Source organism: Gardnerella sp. KA01000 (genome assembly GCF_049244035.1).
GTDB classification, from domain to species: Bacteria; Actinomycetota; Actinomycetes; order Actinomycetales; family Bifidobacteriaceae; genus Bifidobacterium; species Bifidobacterium leopoldii.
Genome location: NZ_CP058367.1, coordinates 1,007,926 through 1,022,672, shown reverse-complemented (window position 1 = coordinate 1,022,672; position 14,747 = coordinate 1,007,926). Strand labels below are relative to the sequence as shown.

At 37.7% G+C, this 14,747-nt stretch carries 18 protein-coding genes and 1 pseudogene; 15 read left to right on the top strand and 4 right to left on the bottom strand.

The window, feature by feature from the left end; translation table 11 throughout:
• Positions 1 to 148 precede the first annotated feature (148 nt).
• From HXT58_RS03785 to HXT58_RS03765, 5 genes are all read left to right on the top strand, one after another.
• Positions 149 to 1,015, top strand: a complete 867-nt coding sequence (locus HXT58_RS03785) for an exodeoxyribonuclease III (protein WP_410295639.1) — start codon at positions 149 to 151, stop codon at positions 1,013 to 1,015.
• Positions 1,016 to 1,194: 179 nt separating this feature from the next.
• The gene (locus HXT58_RS03780; protein WP_004105066.1) at positions 1,195 to 1,959 is read left to right on the top strand and encodes a DUF3710 domain-containing protein; all 765 of its coding nucleotides are present in this window, start codon (positions 1,195 to 1,197) and stop codon (positions 1,957 to 1,959) included.
• 24 nt (positions 1,960 to 1,983) lie between these two features.
• The gene (locus HXT58_RS03775; protein ID WP_004105062.1) at positions 1,984 to 2,805 is read left to right on the top strand and encodes a DUF3159 domain-containing protein; all 822 of its coding nucleotides are present in this window, start codon (positions 1,984 to 1,986) and stop codon (positions 2,803 to 2,805) included.
• A gap of 82 nt (positions 2,806 to 2,887) precedes the next feature.
• A complete protein-coding gene (locus HXT58_RS03770) occupies positions 2,888 to 4,321 on the top strand; it encodes a class I SAM-dependent RNA methyltransferase (protein ID WP_174164117.1) in 1,434 nt (477 codons plus the stop codon).
• Between the two features lie 230 nt (positions 4,322 to 4,551).
• Positions 4,552 to 5,163: a CadD family cadmium resistance transporter gene (locus tag HXT58_RS03765; protein ID WP_016788774.1), complete on the top strand. Its 612-nt coding sequence runs from the start codon at positions 4,552 to 4,554 to the stop codon at positions 5,161 to 5,163.
• A 740-nt stretch (positions 5,164 to 5,903) separates the two neighbouring features.
• Here the strand turns inward: HXT58_RS03765 and HXT58_RS03760 are convergent.
• Positions 5,904 to 6,707, bottom strand: coding sequence for a sulfite exporter TauE/SafE family protein (locus HXT58_RS03760; protein WP_004104941.1), 804 nt, complete (start codon positions 6,705 to 6,707; stop codon positions 5,904 to 5,906).
• A 129-nt stretch (positions 6,708 to 6,836) separates the two neighbouring features.
• Here HXT58_RS03760 and HXT58_RS03755 point away from each other — a divergent pair, with 129 nt between their 5' ends.
• The gene (locus tag HXT58_RS03755; protein WP_116442649.1) at positions 6,837 to 7,175 is read left to right on the top strand and encodes a hypothetical protein; all 339 of its coding nucleotides are present in this window, start codon (positions 6,837 to 6,839) and stop codon (positions 7,173 to 7,175) included.
• 46 nt (positions 7,176 to 7,221) lie between these two features.
• Positions 7,222 to 7,713 carry an NUDIX hydrolase gene (locus HXT58_RS03750; RefSeq protein WP_004573943.1) on the top strand — a complete coding sequence of 164 codons (492 nt, stop codon included), beginning with the start codon at positions 7,222 to 7,224 and terminating at the stop codon, positions 7,711 to 7,713.
• Here the strand turns inward: HXT58_RS03750 and HXT58_RS03745 are convergent.
• Complete coding sequence (locus HXT58_RS03745; RefSeq protein WP_410295094.1) at positions 7,675 to 7,875, bottom strand: hypothetical protein; 201 nt, start codon at positions 7,873 to 7,875, stop codon at positions 7,675 to 7,677. The two genes, HXT58_RS03750 and HXT58_RS03745, sit on opposite strands and share 39 nt — an antisense overlap.
• Positions 7,876 to 7,980: 105 nt before the next feature.
• Between HXT58_RS03745 and HXT58_RS03740 the strand changes: the two genes are divergently transcribed.
• From HXT58_RS03740 to HXT58_RS03715, 6 genes and pseudogenes are all read left to right on the top strand, one after another.
• Positions 7,981 to 8,160 (top strand): hypothetical protein, encoded by a 180-nt coding sequence (locus tag HXT58_RS03740; protein WP_004104935.1) that lies wholly within the window; start codon positions 7,981 to 7,983, stop codon positions 8,158 to 8,160.
• Positions 8,156 to 8,524: pseudogene (locus HXT58_RS03735) on the top strand (hypothetical protein); the annotation flags it as partial. The gene HXT58_RS03740 and the pseudogene HXT58_RS03735, both read left to right, overlap by 5 nt.
• A 91-nt stretch (positions 8,525 to 8,615) precedes the next feature.
• Positions 8,616 to 8,900 (top strand): hypothetical protein, encoded by a 285-nt coding sequence (locus tag HXT58_RS03730; protein WP_004114737.1) that lies wholly within the window; start codon positions 8,616 to 8,618, stop codon positions 8,898 to 8,900.
• A gap of 107 nt (positions 8,901 to 9,007) precedes the next feature.
• Positions 9,008 to 10,486: an Lsa family ABC-F type ribosomal protection protein gene (locus HXT58_RS03725; RefSeq protein WP_004113321.1), complete on the top strand. Its 1,479-nt coding sequence runs from the start codon at positions 9,008 to 9,010 to the stop codon at positions 10,484 to 10,486.
• A 460-nt stretch (positions 10,487 to 10,946) separates the two neighbouring features.
• Positions 10,947 to 11,432, top strand: coding sequence for an NUDIX hydrolase (locus HXT58_RS03720; RefSeq protein ID WP_004104930.1), 486 nt, complete (start codon positions 10,947 to 10,949; stop codon positions 11,430 to 11,432).
• A gap of 182 nt (positions 11,433 to 11,614) precedes the next feature.
• The gene (locus HXT58_RS03715; protein ID WP_415688669.1) at positions 11,615 to 12,217 is read left to right on the top strand and encodes a hypothetical protein; all 603 of its coding nucleotides are present in this window, start codon (positions 11,615 to 11,617) and stop codon (positions 12,215 to 12,217) included.
• A 90-nt stretch (positions 12,218 to 12,307) separates the two neighbouring features.
• Here the strand turns inward: HXT58_RS03715 and HXT58_RS03710 are convergent, their stop codons facing one another.
• Together HXT58_RS03710 and HXT58_RS03705 are read right to left on the bottom strand one after the other, a co-directional pair.
• Positions 12,308 to 12,685, bottom strand: a complete 378-nt coding sequence (locus HXT58_RS03710; protein WP_032842276.1) for a type II toxin-antitoxin system death-on-curing family toxin — start codon at positions 12,683 to 12,685, stop codon at positions 12,308 to 12,310.
• Positions 12,682 to 12,930 carry a type II toxin-antitoxin system Phd/YefM family antitoxin gene (locus tag HXT58_RS03705; RefSeq protein ID WP_248899453.1) on the bottom strand — a complete coding sequence of 83 codons (249 nt, stop codon included), beginning with the start codon at positions 12,928 to 12,930 and terminating at the stop codon, positions 12,682 to 12,684. The genes HXT58_RS03710 and HXT58_RS03705 overlap by 4 nt, the downstream gene beginning before the upstream one ends.
• Positions 12,931 to 13,277: 347 nt before the next feature.
• Between HXT58_RS03705 and HXT58_RS03700 the strand changes: the two genes are divergently transcribed.
• Positions 13,278 to 13,922, top strand: coding sequence for a helix-turn-helix transcriptional regulator (locus tag HXT58_RS03700; RefSeq protein WP_004104911.1), 645 nt, complete (start codon positions 13,278 to 13,280; stop codon positions 13,920 to 13,922).
• A 201-nt stretch (positions 13,923 to 14,123) separates the two neighbouring features.
• Complete coding sequence (locus tag HXT58_RS03695; protein ID WP_004104908.1) at positions 14,124 to 14,633, top strand: GNAT family N-acetyltransferase; 510 nt, start codon at positions 14,124 to 14,126, stop codon at positions 14,631 to 14,633.
• Positions 14,634 to 14,747 lie beyond the last annotated feature (114 nt).

The window sequence follows — 14,747 nt, the reverse complement described above, 5'->3', positions numbered from 1 at the left end:
TATAGAATCTGCACCTTTTTATTTTTCTATTAATTCCGTGTTTATTGGTTGAGTAATCCATAACTTGTAATCTGTGTTGGTTGCGTGATTTATGTCCGTTGTTTAGTGATGGAGCTGTTTGTGTTGTGCGCATATTAGAGTTGATTACATGATTACAATTACGACTTCGAATTTAAACGGTATTCGTGCAGCTGAGCGCAAAGGTATGCTTAACTGGTCTGACGCGCATACTCCAGACGTGTGGTGTATGCAAGAAGTGCGCGCTCCGCAGGATGCAATCGACCCAATTATGACAAAAATTGAAATGGGATATCGTGCGTCTGAAAATATCGCAAATCCTATAGAAAACGATAATTTTACTTATACGAATGAAGTTTGCCGTGTAAAAGGTCGAGCTGGAGTAGCTCTAGTTACGTCTCTTCCTGTAGTAAACAAACGCTACGGTTTGCCTGGTTTAAGTGAGGATGTTGATTCTGGGCGATGGGTTGAAACTGACGTGCGTACTCCTGACGGCTATGAAATCACTATTGCTTCTGTGTATGTTCATGCTGGAAATGTGGACGATCCGCAAAAAATGCAACAAAAATTCCGCTTTTTAGACACAATGCTTATACGTTTGGGGGAGCTTCGAAATATTGCGGCAAATGGTGGAAATCAAGCGATTTTGTGCGGTGACTTTAATATTGCGCATACTTCACTTGATATTAAAAACGCTAAGGCTAATGAAAAAAGTGCAGGATTCTTGCCAGAGGAACGTGCGTATATTGATCGCTGGATTAACGAATATGAATTTGTGGACGTTATGCGCATGCTTGCAGGAGATATTCAAGGACCATACACTTGGTGGAGCCAGCGCGGTAAAGCTTTCGACAATAACGTTGGTTGGAGATTAGACTACCAGTTCGCAACTCCTGAAATTGCGGAAAGCGCTCGCGGATTTGTGATCGATCGTGCTAAAAGCTATGATGCGCGATGGTCTGATCACGCGCCGTTAAGTATAAAGTATGACGTGTGATGCGTAAGTATTAATTTGCATAATGTGAAGTAACTAAGTAATCGCATGTGTATATGAATGTACTATATACGCAAATTTTTCAGTGCTTTGCTTGTGCTATCCTGGTGAGGTTAGGCAATTTACAATAATAAATAATAAATATATTTTTGTAGATTTGTTGTTTTAAGAAATGAGGAATAATGGGTTGGTTATTTGGCCGACATGAAGAAGAAAAATCTTCAAAAGTTGAAGACAAAATCGTAGAGGTAAAAACTGGTCCATGGGATTTCAATGATGAAGATGCTCCTGATTTTAGTGATTATCTAGATTTTGGTTCAATCTATATTCCATACTTTCAAGGCATTGAGTTGCGAGTAAAAAAGCAGCATGAAACATCGCAAGTTCTTGGTATGACAGTAACTTATGGTTCTTCAAGCGTAGAAGTTGAAGCTTTTGCTGCCCCTAAAACATCTGGTATCTGGCTAGAAGTGTGCAAAGATTTGCTTGATGGTAATAGTCAAGCGTGTACAGTACAAGGCGAATTTGGTACTGAGCTACTGTTACCTGTAAAAGTTGGAGAAAAAACCATTACAACGCGTATTGTTGGCGTTGATGGTCCTAGGTGGATGCTTCGCGGAGTATTCTCTGGACCTGCAGCAACAGAGCTTGCAGATAATAATAACGAAACAAAACAATTAGACGAATGGTTTAAGGGGATTGTTGTAAATCGTGGTGAAGAGCCGCTTGCGCCTCGCGATTTTATTCCTATGCATGATCCAATAACTAGAGAAGAAAAAGAAGCTGCTTTAAATGCAGAAAATAGCGGTAAAGATGGGGAAAATAATACGTCTGATGAAGATGCTAATAATGCACTAAAAAAAGACGATAAACCATTAGGTTACGACCAACAAGTAGAAGTAAAAACTACGCTTACACGCGGTCCAATGTTTGCTGAAATTAGATAATGCAAGTAGTAGAAAGTTAATTGAATGGATTCACAAGAATCTTTACAGAAATCCGAAGAAGAGTTTTCTTCGCAAGAGTTTTCAAATGAAGTAAAACTCAACGATTCTGCGCAAACCAACGATTCTGCGCGAACCAAAAAACGCTCAGGACTAGCGACATTGGCTTCAATCGGAGCCGAAGGATCTACATTTTCTGTAATTGATTCAATGGGTGGCGTTCGAGGCGTAATCGAATCCATGCTTCCAGGCTTGCTGTTTGTTATTTGCTTCGTTGTAACACGAAATGTGCAAACAACGGTTATTGTTGCAGCTGTGATTGCTGTTTTGCAAGTTGTGATTCGTCTTATTCAGAGGCAATCGCTTATGGGAGCAATTAGTGGACTTATTTCCATTGGAATCTGCCTTGTTTGGGTGTGGACGAGTCACCAAGCGCGCGACTACTATATGATGGGCTTTATTACGAATGCTGTTTATGGTGCGCTTCTTGCTATTTCGCTGATTGTGCGCGTGCCTGCTTTAGGGCTTGTGATTGAGTCAATTCGCAAAATGCCTACAGAAAACTTTGGTGCGTGGCTTCACGAATGGCTCGATTATAAGCCGCTTAAGCGAGCGTATATGTATGTGACAGGATTGTGGATTGCTGTTTTTGTGCTGAGGCTCGTTTTGCAAGTGCCATTATATTTGACGAATCACGTTGTGTGGCTTGGTACCGTTCGCTTGATTATGGGATTGCCGTTCTGGGCGCTCGCAATTTGGGTTTCTTACTTGATTATTGCAACGCCGTTTATGCGACTTCATCATAAAAATCATGAAGAGAAGCATAGCGAAGAAAATCAGCTTAACTAAAATCAGCTTAACTAAAATCAGTGTTAGAGAATAAGCTTAGCAAAAAATCGGCTTAACAAAACGCAAAACTAAGGGGTAGTTTATGCAAGTGACGATGCGAATCGAGCGATATGCGGATCAAGGCAGATGTGTAGGTCATCTTGACGGACGCGTTGTATTCGTGCGATTTGCGCTGCCTGGTGAACTGGTTGTTGTGCGCATGGATGAGCCGATGCGTGCAAAAGCGCACTTTTTTACTGGCGAAGTTGTGGAAGTTTTGGAGCCTAGCGCGGATCGTGTAGAGCCGCAATGGAAACTCGCTGGTCCTTTGGCTCAGGGTGGTGGAGTTGGAGGAGCGGATTTAATTCACGTTTCTTTGCCTGGGCAGATTCGTTGGAAGGCTTCCGTAATTGCTAATCAATTCCAGCGTTTAGCGCATATGGATGTTGTGGAAAGCGATGTTAACGTTGAGCGCATGCCGGGGGATGAGGAGCTTAACGGATTTAATTGGCGTACGCGCATGGAGTTGGTTGCGGATGATGAAGGGCGATTGTCTATGCGAAAGCGCGAGTCGCATGATCGCATTGCGATTGATACTATGCCACTTGCGTCGCGCGCGGTTTTAGCAGTTGCTGATTCTTTGGATTTGTGGAATCGCAAATTTGAGCCAAATTCGCAAATTCGCCTTGCTGTTCCAGAGCCTCGAGTTGATGGTTTGGATTTTGGTGTTTCTGGTGACAAGGCTGCGCTTCTTGATGCGATTGGCGAAAATTATGCGCTTATAGTAAATGATGGACTGGTTGCAGGCTCGGCTTTGTTGCGCGAGCGCGTGCGCGTTGCGGTTGATGGTGATTCATCGCGTGCGCGTACTTTTGATTACGATGTTGACGCGCGTGGTTTTTGGCAGATTCATCGCGCAGCTCCAGAACATTTGGTGAACTACGTTTTGGGATTAGTTCGTTCTGCGCTTGGTGGGCGTATTAAGAATACGGTTTTGTGGGATTTGTATTCTGGATCTGGTTTGTTTACGATTCCGCTTGCTACTTTGGCTAATATTGGCGGAGATTCTTCTAGTGCCGTGGGTGCTATTGGTACTACTGGCGCTTTTGGTTCTGCAGAGCCAGCCCGCGTGCTTAGCATTGAGGGTGCGCCGATTGCTGTAAAGAATGCAAGGCGAAACATTGGGCGCGCAGGTCTTGGCAGGGATGTTGTTGAAGCGCTTGAAGGCGATGTTTCGCAAACGCTTGAATCACAGGTGTTTAAGGCGAGTAAGTCATCTAAGATTGTGCGCCGATTTGCGCATCCTGATGTTGTTGTGTTAGATCCTCCGCGCGCTGGCGCTAAAGCTCAAGTTTGTAAGCAGATTGCGAAGTCTGGAGCAAGAAGCGTTGTGTATGTTGCTTGCGATCCGACTAGTCTTGCTCGCGATGTTGGCACGTTTAGAGAGCTTGGCTACAACGTTCAGTCTTTGCGCGCGTTCGACATATATCCCAACACTCACCACGTCGAGACTGTCGTATTGATGTCAAGAGCTTAATAGGTGGGTGCATTTTTGCCCTTATGTAGCAGGGTTTAGCGAGGGCTATCGTTAAAAGGTTTAATGCGAAGCGGCTTTAGGCTGGGTTCTTGCGGTTTTTGAGCGCGATTTTGCTGTATGAGGGAACATGTCTACGCTTTAGGGTCGAGTGCACAGGATGTTAACGTTAAAAAGTGCACACACTTTGCACCCCCTTGTCTAAAAAATTTAACATTTTGAAAGGAGGAATAATGGAAACAATAGTATCCGCTTTATTAGTTTTTGTTTCTACATCCATTGACTACTTAGTTGTTTTGACTATTTTATTCGCTAGTCAAGGAAAGAAAGGTTTGAAATCAATTTATGTAGGGCAGTATTTAGGTACAGGACTGCTTGTACTGGCTAGTCTTATTGCCGCTTACTTTTTAAATTTTATTCCACAAGATTGGATTATCGGACTCCTTGGTCTAATTCCGCTAGGTCTTGGTATAAGAGCAATTTTTGTGGATGAAGATATTGATGAAGAAGATATCGAGGGGAAAATTACCGGAAATGGATCAAAAATCTTAGCATTTACAAGTTTAACAGTGGCAATGGGTGGAGATAATTTAGGAATTTATATCCCTTATTTTACAGGAAAGAGTTTGATTGAGATTAGTATAAGTTTAGTAATATTTGCCTTAGGGATTTTGATTCTATGCAAATTATCTCAAAATCTCGCCTCAATTTCTGCTATCGGAGAGACTGTGGAAAAGTACGAAAAAGTAATTGTACCTGTCGTGTTTATTGGACTCGGTCTCTATATATTGATTGAAAATGGAACTATTAATTATTTCATAGGTCAAGTCCTAAAAGTGGTGTAAATTCATTTCCTTCCCTTTATCTGTTATTTTTATGTTCAAACTCAAACGAGAAAAATAAGTGGTGCTTCCCACCGTCACGGCGCTTCACCGTGCTATAAGATGCAGGAGGCTGATTAGGTGGGTGCATTTTAGTCCTTGTGTAGCAAGGCTTAGTGAGGGCTATGGTTAAAAGGTTTGGCGTGTGGCGGCTTTAGGCTGAGTTCTTGTGGTTTTTGAGCGTGTTTTGGCTGTATGGGGGAAGATATCTACGCTCTAGGGTCGAGTGCACAGGATGTTAACGTACTTCGCTTGCGTTGAAAGCACACTGTGCTTTCAACTTTGAGCAAGCTCAGCGAATCGAAGTGCATTCGCGAATTATGTTATTCCTCACGGCTATTAGTAGCCGTTCGGCTGATTTGGCATGTAAAGTCCACTGGACTTTACATGCCAAATCACGCTTTGAAGGAGCTTGAAATGCGTTATACAATTTCAAGCTCTGTCAAAGCGCCCATGCAAGTCGATTCGCCACTTTGCACCCACCCTGTGAAGTGAGGATATACAGTATAGTTTGCATAATTATTTATTACGCAAAAAACATGATAATAAAATTTATACAAGCAAAAAGAGATGTTACTCAAATGGCATAATTGTAAAAAGTTACTTTATAACATTCTCCTATATCGTGGGGCTTAAATCTAAGCCCCACTTTTTATATTCAAAACTATTTTTTCAAATAAATAAAAGTCAAAGACTTTACATATTTAACGCTTATTCTTAGCTAAAATACCTGTTTTTAATATCATTTGTAAGCATACGCTGAACAAAAAAATACAAAACAATATATTGCATATAAAAGGTGAAATACTGCGCGCAATTATTGCGCCTAAGTTTACAGTAAATGTCGCAAAAATACCGATAATAATTCCTTCAGTAAAATGAGTATAATGGTAACGAGCATTAGCAATACTACCACTTATAACTGTAGGAAGCGTGACAAGCAAAGCAGTTCCTCTTGCCATAAGGTCTCCCATGCCGAGCAAAAGTTGCACGCATGGCACTATAATTCCTCCGCCACCAACGCCTAAAATACCTGAAAAAATACCAGAAACAACGCCTATAAATATAAGACATATAGCTTTTAAAAAACTAACATTAAAATCTACATTTCTTAACGGAATCCAAACTTGACTAGAACATATAACTAGTAATACAAAAAGTGTAAAACACCAAGGAAATATTTTTTTAGGCAAAATATGTGAAAAATATACCCCAATTTGTGATCCGAAAACTGAACCTATTATTAGAAAAAATGCTGATAAAAATGACACTTTGCCGTTTAAACCGTAAACAATGCTTCCACAAAGCGACGTTATAATTATGGCAACAAGAGAAGTAGCAGTAGCATGACGCTGATCAAATTTCATAAAAACAGTTAATGCAGGAACTATCACCATTCCTCCACCTACACCGAACAATCCTGATAAGAAACCTGCTAATAGTCCAATGAAAACGATTAAAACAATATTCTGGAAATTATATTTGATTTTAAAAATATTTCTCAACATATATCTTTTCTTCACAAATTACCTCCTCGTACTTTATTCACTACTTTTACTATATTATGTGAAAAATAGAATATTTCTATACTAGTTCAATTGTAATTTATGTATTTATTTATCTAATTAACGTAAGTAATGGATAATAAGAAGTTTATCGCAGAGACGAAAGATGTTCGTTTAACGGTGAAACGTGCTGATACTTTTGGTGTGAGCTTTGTTAACTGTGAACAAGATATATTGAGGGTTGAGGAAGCGCAAAATGTTATAAGGCTTATTCAAACTAAAAAAGTTTCAGCTTCGAATTGGATGAGGTGGTTTACTCAGGGTATGCCTGAAATTGTTGTGAGTTTGCCACATGATGTGGAAGTTTGCGAGGTTGAATCTGATTCTAATCAAGTGCTCATCACGGATATTGAGATTGGTAAGCTTTATGTAGAAGTGAACAATGGCTTTGTATCCACTGGAGAAAGATAAAATTCATATTTAATGAAATTGACAATCAGGCCTTATGGAGGGTTTTATGGCTGAGATTTGGGATGCGTATGATAAAGAATTTAATAAATTAAAGAATATTACATTAGTGAGAGGAGAACCAATTCCTGACGGCATGTATCATTTGGTGGGCGAAGTAATTGTTAAACATATAGATGGTACTTACCTTATTATGCAAAGAGATTTTGAAAAGAAATTCGGTGGAATGTGGGAGTTGACAGCAGGTGGTTCTGCATTGCAATATGAAACACCATTAGAATGTGCAGTAAGAGAATTAAAAGAAGAAACAGGTATTGAAGCTTCAAATATTATGGAGATCGGAAGATTTGTGCAGGATGTTTACCACTCTCTTTATGTTGAATATCTATGCGTAACCGATTGTAAGAAAAATGCAATTGCTCTTCAAAAAGGAGAAACGGTTAATTATAAGTGGGTAGATAAAAAGAGCCTTTTGGAAATGAGCCAAGACGAGTTAGTATCATCAAGGGCAATCAAACTTATTAAAACAGTAGATATATAAATTCAAGTTTGGCTGTATGAGGGAAGATATCAACGCTCTGGGGTCGAGTGCACAGGATGTTAACGTACTTCGCTTGCGTTGAAAGCACACTGTGCTTTCAACTTTGAGCAAGCTCAGCGAATCGAAGTGCATTCGCGAATTATGTTTTAATCGCTCATGCAAGTCGATTCGCCACTTTGCACCCAGGTTGTGAGGTGGTAAAATATAGTTCAAAAGGTAAAATGAAACCTGATTATTAGTATGTGCACGAGGAGGTGTTTAAGGATAATGGACAAGCTCGTTCGTTTTTGCCGTGAAGTAGCGATGTTCGGCTTGACGGTTGCCTTAATCGCGATGCTGGTTGCCTTAATATGGGATGGCACACTTGCTATTAGAATTGGTTTTACCTCTTTTGTTATTGGTGTCACAGTGATCTCGCTTAAGACTGTCCTTCGAAAGACTGATTGAATTTTGTGAGGTTGAATCTGATTCTAATCAAGTGCTCATCACAGATATTGAGATTGGTAAGCTTTATGTAGAAGTGAACAATGGCAAGGTAGAAGTTGTTAATTTGAAGGCGGATGATGTCTTTCTTAAATGTTATAATGGGCTGGCTTCAGCAACAAACGTAGAAGTAACTCATGTTTGTACGCTTGATACGTTAAATGGCATGAGTATTTTAGAAGGAACAATCACCAAGGATGCAAGCCTTGAAGTAGATTGTGAGAATGGTGTCACCGAGGTTTCAGATAAGAAGAAGGTAAATTGTAAAAACGATGGATTTGCGCATTACATGGTGCACTGTCTTAATGGGAAAGCTATTGCGAAGTAGCAGACATATAGATCAAAAAAGAAGCAATAAAACTTGATATAAGTTGGAATTAGAGCGTATATAGACATACCGATAAAGGAGGAAGCCGTATATGCTCTATGTAAAATTTGATGATTTCGAAGATGTTAGCGTCATGGGAAATGAGAAAGATCATGGAATGTTTATTCCGATTAAGGATGGGAATGTGTATGCTGAGTGCGAACGGTGCGGTGTAGTTGAAAGGATCACCTCACCATGCGAATTCATTGCTAGCACATTTAGGTCAAGAGTGAACTTCAATGAAGGTTATGAACTTTGCGAGAAGTGCTTGCAAGAGGTTGAGTTTGTTACTGTCGCTTTGAGAACTGGAAAATTACCTAATCGAGAATTGAAATGACTGAAAAGCAAAGCAGTGATAACCGTAGTAATACATGAAAAACTAAACGTTAAAAGGTGCACACACTTTGCACCCGGGCGGTAAATGATAATTTAGGGAGGCGTTTTATGTCAGTAATTAAAATTGAAAACCTCACTTTCTCATATTATGGATATGTAAAACCCATATTTAAAAATGTATCGTTTTCCTTTGATACAAACTGGAAAACGGGATTGATAGGAAGAAATGGAATCGGTAAATCAACTCTATTTAAGTTACTTTTAAATCAAGAAACTTATCAAGGTAAAATAAGCAAGGATGTTGAATTTATTAAATTTCCACCAAATATAAGCGATACTTCAAAATTAGGAATTGAGTTATATAAAGAACTAATATCAGATGATGAAGAATGGAAGTTATTTAGAGAACTCAGTTTGCTAAATGTAGATGAGAACCTTGTTTACAGAGAGTTTGAAACGCTTTCTAAAGGGGAACAAACAAAAATCCTTTTAGCTATTTTGTTTACAAGAGAAGATGGCTTTTTACTTATTGATGAACCAACAAACCATTTAGATATGGACGGAAGAAAAATTGTAAGTGAATATCTGAAAAGTAAAAAAGGATTTTTGCTTATATCTCATGATAGAGATTTTTTAGATGGTTGTATCAATCATGTTATTTCTATTAACAGGAATTCTATTGATGTCCAATCGGGAAATTTTACATCATGGTATGAAAACAAAGTGATGAAAGACCAATTTGAAATTAGTCAAAATGAGAGATTAAGAAAAGATATTAAACGATTAAAAGAGTCTGCAAGACAAAGTCAAATTTGGTCTGATAAAATTGAAAATACTAAAAATGGTGTAAAAGTATCAGGTGTAAAACCAGACAAAGGACATATAGGTCATCAATCAGCCAAGATGATGAAAAAATCTAAGAATTTGGAGAATAGACAAAACAAGGCAATAGAAGAAAAACAGAGTTTACTAAAAGATATCGAAACAAAGGAAAGTCTATTATTGCATCCATTACATCATCATAAAAATCCTCTAATATCGGTTAGCAATTTATCATCATGCTATGGAGAGAGACAGATCCTAAATAATGTAAGTTTCGAGATAAAGCAAGGCGACATAGTGGCTATATATGGGGGTAATGGTAGCGGAAAATCAACCTTGATTAAAATTTTATTAGGTATAAATCACGAGTATACAGGTGAGATAAAATTAGCAGGTAATTTAAAAATCTCGTATATTCCTCAAGACACATCTAATTTAACAGGTAGCCTAAATGAATATATTCACAAGCAAGATGTTGATGAAACATTGTGTAAAACAATTCTAAGAAAATTAGATTTTTCAAGAGAATTATTTGAAATGGATATGAAGAATTATAGTGATGGACAAAAAAAGAAAGTTTTAATTGCTGTAAGTTTCTCAAAGCCAGCTCATATATTTGTTTGGGACGAACCACTGAATTATATAGATGTAATATCAAGAATACAGATTGAGGAAATTATAAAAGAAGCAAAGCCTACACTCATATTTGTGGAACACGATAAGCGATTTGTAGAAGATATCGCTAATAAAATAATACAATTTTAAGTAAAATCCAAATCCCAGTTTGTAGTGCCTTAGACTTTTATCATCATACGACATTCCCCTTGCCAGTTTCTCTCCTGCAATGAACGTTAAGGCTCTTTTATTGATGCATGGTTATCATAAGGGTAGTCTTGATACACGTGAGACTGTCGTATTGATGTCAAGGGCTTAATAGGTGGGTGCATTTTTGCCCTTATGTAGCAGGGGTTTGCAGGGTCTATCGTTAAAAGGTTTAGCGTGTGGCGGCTTTAGGCTGGCTTGGCGTGGTTTTTGAGTGTGTTTTGGTTGTTTGAGGGAACATGTCAACGCTCTAGGGTCGAGTGCAATAAGTTCAATGACTGTTGCTTGTGCACAATGTGATATACAAATGTATCAATCACTTGGATTTTCGATTAAGATTGGGAACTTGTTTGCATTTGAACCATAAGTCACAGTCATTAGATAAAAAATAAAGGAGTAAACTATGGAATATAATTGCGGATTTATTAACGATAAAAAAGCATTTAGATATAGAGCAGCAGCTATCATAGTCGAAGAAGGTTGTGTGCTATTTGCAAGAAATGATGAGGACGACTATTTCTACTCAGTTGGCGGAGCGGTTCACATGGGCGAGACATCAGAAGAAGCCGTTAAGAGAGAAGTATTTGAAGAGACAGGTCTTAATTATGAAGTCGATCATCTTGCTGTCATACACGAGAACTTCTTCATCGGCAGCTCTGGCTTAAAAGGAGTAGACTTCCATGAGCTGACATTCTACTACATGATGAAGCCCATGGGCAAAAGAGATTTTACGAGCCAAAGCACTACAGAGTCAGGTGCTAAAGAGACGATGCATTGGTTACCTATAGATGAGCTTGATAAGTGCAAGGCTTACCCGACATTTATGAAAGAATATCTTAAATCGGAGCACAGTGGAATAGAGCATATAATTTCAGATGAAAGATATTAATGAATCCCGCTATTATGGTAAGAGATCGTTACATAAGCATTATTTCATTGAAATTGACAAATAACCACCAATAGTATATTACAATAATTAACAGTACCCGACGCGCCTCTTAGCAATGCGGACCAAGTCGGGTCTTTTGATTTTTGGTCTATAACCCGATATTTAACAAGGGAGTTGTTCAAGTGACGAATAGTAGGAAGTTTGTAGCAAAAACGAAAGATGTTAGCTTAACGGTCAGAAGAGCTGATTCTTTTAGTATTAGTTATGTTAATTGTGAAAAAGATATATTTTGTGTTGAAGAAAATCAAGACGGTATAAAGTTCGTTCAAACAGAAAAAGTGTCGGCTTTTTACTGGCTTAAGTGGCTTGCTAAAGGCAGTCCTGAGGTCATTGTTACGTTGCCGGAGAATGTTGATTTTTGTGAGATTGAAGCTGAGTCGAATCAAGTATTAGTAGCAGATATTAAAGCTGACAAGATTTATGCAGAAGTTCATAATGGCAGGGTGGAAGCAAGGAATGCTCAGGCGAATGGTGTTTTTCTAAAGTGTCTTAATGGTTCTGCTGTGGCGCATAATGTTAAGGTTGTTGTTTCTTGCATGGTGGATACGTTAAATGGTACGAGTGTTTTAGAAGGAGAAATTACCAAGGGTGCATGTCTTGAAGTAGTTTGTGAGAATGGTATGGCTGAAGTTTGTGATAAGCATAAAGCAGATCTTGGGCGCAAAACAAATGGATGTGCTCACTATGCTGTGCACTGCTTGAATGGAAAAGCTGTAGTGAAGTAATACTGTTGTGGTGTTTTATGTCCGCTACTTTGACTAGTCACACGAAATAGAGTTTGGCATATTCTAAAAATGTTTTTAAATGTCGGAGTATTAGGCTTGGTGATTTTTAATCCAAGTGTAAAAGTCATTTTCATTTGCCTTGCCTGATGCAACTTTGAGAATAATATCAATCAGTTCTTCATCTTTATAAGACAACATAATGTTGTTGAGTGCCAGAAAGATTAGCATGACATGTGTGCCAATACGCTTGTTGCCATCAATAAAAGGGTGGTTCTTTATAAGACCAAAAGCTAGACGGGCTGCCTTATCTAAGACAGATGGGAAAAGTTCATTCTCGTCAAATGTTTGCAGTGGAGTCTTTAATGCAGAATCAAGCATTCCTACATCTCGGATACCTGAAGAACCACCACTTGTTTCAATCAGAGCCTGGTGAAGTTTAATCACCTGTTCTCGTGTTAAATACTTCATTTGGCAAGTTCCTCATAAACTTTTTTGTTCTTTTTGATGAACATGTTGGATAAAGCCATAACTTCATCGTCTGATGGAACAGTAACTTTTTCAGTTTTGGCTTTTGGGAATTCTAAAATTACGTAGCGAGGAGCGTTGTTTTTCAAAATAACAGCTGATCCGTATGTGTCAACAAGACGCGCAACCCTGGAAAAGTTTTGATTGGCTTCAGAAATAGAAACGAGCGTGTCTGTATTTACATTCATATCAATAACCTCCATTTTTAGAAGAATTATAGCATATATTTTAGGATAAATAAATCCTAAGTATTTTGAGAGTTATTTTATAAATGACATATAGCCTATGTGTGCTCTAGTTGCTTGTGTTTTGGGGAACAAACCGTCGCAATAGTCGTAAAAAAGTTCCCTACATTATTTGATTTCTTATGCTGTTACAGTTGGTAACTATAGTGTTTCATCTTGTTTCTTTTTCCGTTGTAAATTATTTGTTAGTTTGTAATTAGGCGGTATCTAAATCAAATGTTTCAATACTAATTTGGTTTCCGTCAAGTAATTTCATGATGTGTAATAAGTGATTTGAAAGGAGTTGTGTTATGAGTAGCGTTATATCTTTGGGAGAAAAAATTAGAAAGGCTCGTCTGGAAGCTGGGTTGACGCAGGAGGAGCTTTCGGAATTATTGATGGTATCTCGTGCTGCTGTAGCAAAATGGGAAACGAATCGGGGTTTGCCGGATATCGAGAATCTGAAATTTATTGCATCTGCTCTAAGCGTGAGCGTTGATTATCTTTTGGATGAGAACAATAGCGTTGATTTTTCTATTACTAAGAAGCCTATTAATCTCAATAAATATTGTTTCGACGGTAGGGTGAGCAGTTTTAAGAAGTCGAAAATTAAAGAGCAGATTGTCTTAGATGAATATCCTGACTCAGAAATCAATATGCTAACTGTTGTTAAAACTTATAACAGTTCATCTGAGAAGATAGTGGATAATTTTGTTGGATGGTTTTCTACTCTCCTTGGAGGATTGCCATTGTTTGGCATATATGATTTCAGTAAAGCTGTCTCCACTCTTGGGGCTGATCAGTATTATTTGGTGGATAAAAAAGATAAGCAGTATTTCGTGCTTATAACTAATGAGTATATTATTAGCAGAATTATGGGAGTGGCGTTTAATAGTAAAAAGTTCCGTATTGGAGATAAAGAATTTATGAAAGTTGGTTTTCTTCGTAATAAGTAGTAAATGGGTGGAAAGAAAAATTTTATGGATTCGAAAAGCCTGCACTTATTGGAAAAATAAAAAATTTTTCTTTAATAAAGCTTGTATGTGTGGTTTTTTTTTTAATAGTAATACTATTAAAGCTAAACAGCCTGGTATGGATTCTAATTTTAATAGAATCGTATTCTTATTAGAATTGCATATTAAGAATAAGGAGAACTTATGAAATTAATTAGACCAGATAGTAAATATATTCAAGGTTATATAGAAGCAAATGAAGAAGATGAAATTTTTAGGCCGAATGCAGAAAGACGTTTTAGAAATTATGACACAATTATAGAGAATTCTTATAACTATGAACATGGTATAAATTTGCCTGAAAATTATGTTAGAGCTACTACATTTTGGCTGATAGATAATGAAAAATTTATTGGTGAAATTAATATTAGGCATGAATTAAATTCTTTTTTAATTAACTATGGTGGTCACATAGGGTACGAAATTAGGCAATCTGAATGTATGAAGGGTTATGGAACAAAAATGCTTTCTATGGCACTTACATATTGTAAAGAGACTCTGAATCTACATAAAGTTTTGATTACATGTGATGATGACAATATTGGATCGATAAAAGTTATAGAAAATAATGGTGGAATTTTGGAGAACAAAGTGAAAAATAGCTTATCAAGAGGAAATGTTACGACAAGAAGGTATTGGATTAATCTAGATTAATATATAGGAAAAATATTAAATTTTATCTATACTGACCACTCAATCGGGGCTTAGGACAATTTTTTATACATTTTGTATAATCAAAGCACGATATTCCGTAATTGCATTTTCTGG

Coding starts and splice junctions, on each gene's coding strand:
- HXT58_RS03785 (WP_410295639.1), top strand. CDS start 149: ATGATTACAATTACGACTTCGAATTTAAACGGTATTCGTGCAGCTGAG.
- HXT58_RS03780 (WP_004105066.1), top strand. CDS start 1,195: ATGGGTTGGTTATTTGGCCGACATGAAGAAGAAAAATCTTCAAAAGTT.
- HXT58_RS03775 (WP_004105062.1), top strand. CDS start 1,984: ATGGATTCACAAGAATCTTTACAGAAATCCGAAGAAGAGTTTTCTTCG.
- HXT58_RS03770 (WP_174164117.1), top strand. CDS start 2,888: ATGCAAGTGACGATGCGAATCGAGCGATATGCGGATCAAGGCAGATGT.
- HXT58_RS03765 (WP_016788774.1), top strand. CDS start 4,552: ATGGAAACAATAGTATCCGCTTTATTAGTTTTTGTTTCTACATCCATT.
- HXT58_RS03760 (WP_004104941.1), bottom strand. CDS start 6,707: ATGTTGAGAAATATTTTTAAAATCAAATATAATTTCCAGAATATTGTT.
- HXT58_RS03755 (WP_116442649.1), top strand. CDS start 6,837: ATGGATAATAAGAAGTTTATCGCAGAGACGAAAGATGTTCGTTTAACG.
- HXT58_RS03750 (WP_004573943.1), top strand. CDS start 7,222: ATGGCTGAGATTTGGGATGCGTATGATAAAGAATTTAATAAATTAAAG.
- HXT58_RS03740 (WP_004104935.1), top strand. CDS start 7,981: ATGGACAAGCTCGTTCGTTTTTGCCGTGAAGTAGCGATGTTCGGCTTG.
- HXT58_RS03730 (WP_004114737.1), top strand. CDS start 8,616: ATGCTCTATGTAAAATTTGATGATTTCGAAGATGTTAGCGTCATGGGA.
- HXT58_RS03725 (WP_004113321.1), top strand. CDS start 9,008: ATGTCAGTAATTAAAATTGAAAACCTCACTTTCTCATATTATGGATAT.
- HXT58_RS03720 (WP_004104930.1), top strand. CDS start 10,947: ATGGAATATAATTGCGGATTTATTAACGATAAAAAAGCATTTAGATAT.
- HXT58_RS03710 (WP_032842276.1), bottom strand. CDS start 12,685: ATGAAGTATTTAACACGAGAACAGGTGATTAAACTTCACCAGGCTCTG.
- HXT58_RS03705 (WP_248899453.1), bottom strand. CDS start 12,930: ATGAATGTAAATACAGACACGCTCGTTTCTATTTCTGAAGCCAATCAA.
- HXT58_RS03700 (WP_004104911.1), top strand. CDS start 13,278: ATGAGTAGCGTTATATCTTTGGGAGAAAAAATTAGAAAGGCTCGTCTG.
- HXT58_RS03695 (WP_004104908.1), top strand. CDS start 14,124: ATGAAATTAATTAGACCAGATAGTAAATATATTCAAGGTTATATAGAA.